Origin of the sequence: Streptomyces sp. NRRL B-24085 (assembly GCF_001282115.1) — a bacterium.
GTDB lineage: Bacteria > Actinomycetota > Actinomycetes > Streptomycetales > Streptomycetaceae > Streptomyces.
Window position 1 is genome coordinate 1 of record NZ_LJBR01000611.1, and the last position, 3,019, is coordinate 3,019.

Here is a 3,019-nt window from a genome sequence, read left to right on the forward strand (position 1 = left end):
CCGCCACAGCATCGCCCTCACCCTGGAGGAGACGTCCCCGGCGGAACGGCTCGCCCTCTTCGCCACGTGCTTCGCCCTGACCCCGCGCGAGGCCGACGTACTCGGCCACTTGGCCAAGGGCGGCGACAGCCGCACGGTGGCCCAGCGCATGTCCCTCTCCGAACACACCGTCCAGGACCACCTCAAGTCGGTCTTCACCAAGACGGCGACGAACAACCGGGTGATGTTGCTGGCTCGGGCGGTGGGGGCGTGAGGGGGCGCACCGCCGGGGGCTGCGGTCGCGGTGCCGAGGGATCGCGGTGATCCTGTCAGTGGAGCGAGGCCGCCGTCGCAGGGGCACTGTGCGTCGGTGATCGCGTCGTACAGGAAGGTGACAGCCATGGCAACGACGCCGAGCGAGACCCGGCGGGGGTACGGAAGGCCGGGCGACAACGCAGGACTCAGCGGTGCGTCCGTGTTCGCCGGGGCCGTGATGTTGCTCAGCGGACCGCTCAGCATCCTCATGGGGGCGTCCGGCATCGCGAGCGACAACCTGTTCGCCGCGTCCCAGTACGCCTATCGGTTCGACCTGACCGCCTGGGGCTGGATCCACATCGTGGTGGGACTGGCGCTCACCGTCGCCGGCCTGGGAGTCGTGACCAACCAGAGCTGGAGTCGCGGGGCCGGTGCGGCGGCGGCGGGGATCAGCCTGATCACCCAGTTCATGTTCGTCCCGTACTACCCGCTGTGGGCCATCCCCGTGATGGCACTCGACCTCCTGATCATCTTCGCCCTGACGAGGCTCCAGGCCGGAACGGGCGCGGACCGCTGAACCCACACGGACAACGTCGAAGGGCCCCGCTGCGAACAGCGGGGCCCTTCGACGTCGTGCCCGGTGAGGCGCTCTGGAGCCGCATCGAGCAGGCTGAAGCTCGATGCGGAGAGGTCAGAGCGTGTGGGTCTCCTCTTCCCGTTCCAAGAGGAAGTCATCGAGCAGGGTGAAAAGGGTTGTTATGACACGTTCTTCCTGCTCTTGCGAGAGCTCCCAGTGACTCCAGTGTTCATCAGGGAGGGCGATGTGGCGGACCAGCCGATCAGGAAACCTTCCACCCGGGCGAGTGTGGCCTGACCCACGAAGATCTCGGGGCCCTCGGAGACATAGGCCCAGTACTCGCGCTCACTCATGTCCATGTGACTCACCCGCTCATCCTTCCGCATCGAAGTGGGCTGCCCCCGAACCAAAGCAAGCGACCGGGGACCAACTGAGACGGACAACGTCGAAGGGCCCCACCGCGAACGGTGGGGCCCTTCGACATCGTGCCCGGTGAGGCACTGGCGGAGGATACGAGATTCGAACTCGTGAGGGGTTGCCCCCAACACGCTTTCCAAGCGTGCGCCCTAGGCCTCTAGGCGAATCCTCCGCGGCAAACAATACAAGACGTTGAGGAGTGCTCGCGAACTCGTTCCCACCCCCTGCCATCGGGTACTGTTTGGGCAGCCCCTCACGCGGCGCTATCTGACTGAACTCCCCCAGGGCCGGAAGGCAGCAAGGGTAGGTCGGCTCTGGCGGGTGCGTGGGGGGCGTTCGCGTTCCCGGACGGAGTCGCTGGACGGAGAGCCGGGCTGAGCGCCAGGGCTGAGTGTCCGCGCGGGGTCGGGTTGTCAGTGGGCGCCTATAACCTCGTATGCGTGTCGTCTCTCGCGCTGTACCGCCGCTATCGCCCGGAGTCGTTCGCCGAGGTCATCGGGCAGGAGCATGTCACCGACCCGTTGCAGCAGGCGCTGCGGAACAACCGGGTCAATCACGCGTACCTGTTCAGCGGTCCGCGCGGATGCGGCAAGACGACCAGCGCCCGCATCCTGGCCAGGTGCCTGAACTGCGAGCAGGGACCCACGCCCACCCCCTGCGGCGAGTGCCAGTCCTGCCGGGACCTCGCGAGGAACGGCCCGGGTTCCATCGACGTCATCGAGATCGACGCGGCGTCCCACGGTGGCGTGGACGACGCCCGTGAGCTACGGGAGAAGGCGTTCTTCGGGCCGGCCGGCAGTCGTTACAAGATCTACATCATCGACGAGGCCCACATGGTCACCTCGGCCGGGTTCAACGCCCTGCTGAAGGTGGTCGAGGAGCCCCCGGAGCACCTCAAGTTCATCTTCGCCACCACCGAGCCCGAGAAGGTCATCGGGACGATCCGGTCGCGGACCCACCACTACCCCTTCCGGCTCGTACCGCCCGGCACCCTGCGGGAGTACCTCGGCGAGGTGTGCGGCAAGGAGAACATCCCCGTCGAGGACGGGGTGCTCCCGCTCGTCGTGCGGGCCGGTCAGGGGTCCGTCCGTGACTCCATGTCCGTCATGGACCAGCTCCTCGCCGGCGCGCGCGAGGAGGGTGTGACGTATGCCATGGCCACCTCGCTCCTCGGCTACACCGACGGCTCCCTGCTCGACTCCGTCGTCGAGGCCTTCGCCACCGGTGACGGCGCCGCCGCCTTCGAGGTCGTCGACCGTGTCATCGAGGGGGGCAACGACCCGCGCCGCTTCGTCGCCGACCTGCTGGAGCGGCTGCGGGACCTGGTCATCCTCGCCGCCGTTCCGGACGCCGCCGAGAAGGGGCTCATCGACGCCCCCGCCGACGTCATCGAACGCATGCAGGCCCAGGCCGGCACCTTCGGCGCGGCCGAGCTCAGCCGCGCCGCCGACCTCGTCAACGAAGGCCTCACGGAGATGCGCGGTGCCAACTCGCCCCGTCTCCAGCTCGAACTCATCTGCGCGCGCGTGCTGCTCCCCGCGGCCTACGGGGACGAGCGCTCGGTCATGGCCCGCCTCGACCGCATCGAGCGCGGCGTGAACTTCTCGGCCGGCGGCGGCGCTCCCGCGATGGGCTACGTACCGGGCCCGGAGGCGCACGGGGGGGCCGTCCCGGGCCCCTCGACGGCCGCCGTGCCGCCCTCGGCCCCGGTGCCGCCGGGCGGCGGTCCGGCCGCGGCCCGGGCGGCGGTCCGCGCGCAGGGAGGGGCAGGAGGCTCCGGCGGTCCAGGCG

Annotated in this window: 3 protein-coding genes, 1 tRNA gene and 1 other RNA gene; 4 read left to right on the forward strand and 1 reads right to left on the reverse strand. The window is 69.3% G+C overall.

The window, feature by feature from the left end; translation table 11 throughout:
* Together AOJ26_RS40245 and AOJ26_RS40250 are read left to right on the forward strand one after the other, a co-directional pair.
* A partial coding sequence (locus AOJ26_RS40245) for a response regulator transcription factor (protein WP_199828929.1) occupies positions 1–253 on the forward strand: 253 nt, incomplete at its 5' end.
* Positions 254–379: 126 nt separating this feature from the next.
* Complete coding sequence (locus AOJ26_RS40250; RefSeq protein ID WP_234358803.1) at positions 380–811, forward strand: DUF7144 family membrane protein; 432 nt, start codon at positions 380–382, stop codon at positions 809–811.
* 501 nt (positions 812–1,312) lie between these two features.
* Here the strand turns inward: AOJ26_RS40250 and AOJ26_RS40260 are convergent.
* Positions 1,313–1,400: transfer RNA gene (locus tag AOJ26_RS40260), tRNA-Ser, on the reverse strand.
* Positions 1,401–1,472: 72 nt separating this feature from the next.
* Here AOJ26_RS40260 and ffs point away from each other — a divergent pair.
* Positions 1,473–1,571: signal recognition particle sRNA small type (gene ffs / locus AOJ26_RS41330), an RNA gene on the forward strand.
* 97 nt (positions 1,572–1,668) lie between these two features.
* Positions 1,669–3,019 (forward strand): DNA polymerase III subunit gamma and tau (locus AOJ26_RS40265; RefSeq protein ID WP_159044523.1); only part of this gene is annotated, 1,351 nt, incomplete at its 3' end.